This window comes from Micromonospora sp. ANENR4 (assembly GCF_015354395.1).
GTDB classification, from domain to species: Bacteria; Actinomycetota; Actinomycetes; order Mycobacteriales; family Micromonosporaceae; genus Micromonospora; species Micromonospora aurantiaca.
The window spans coordinates 1-276 of record NZ_JADKYQ010000061.1 but is presented as its reverse complement, the minus strand read 5'-3'; the positions used below and the strand labels follow the sequence as shown (position 1 = coordinate 276).

Annotated in this window: 1 pseudogene; it reads left to right on the top strand. The window is 65.6% G+C overall.

Going from position 1 to position 276, the window contains the following annotated elements:
• Positions 1-276: pseudogene (locus IRY44_RS30510) on the top strand (hypothetical protein); the annotation flags it as partial.

Genomic DNA, 276 nt, shown 5'->3' with positions numbered 1-276 from the left:
CGACACCACCACCCACACCAAGCCGGTTGCGGCCACGGTGCAGGGTGACAAGCTGATCCCGCACGGTGTGCAGGGTGAGCAGTCGCGGATCGAGCTGAACGACGAGCAGACCAAGAACGTGAAGGCGATCATCGCGGCGACGAAGAAGGCCGGTATGGACGAGCGTGCCGCGGTCGTGTCCATCGCCACCGCGTTGCAGGAGTCGAAGCTGGAGAACCTGGGCCACCTGGGTGACCGTAACGACCACGACTCGCAGGGCCTGTTCCAGCAGCGCCC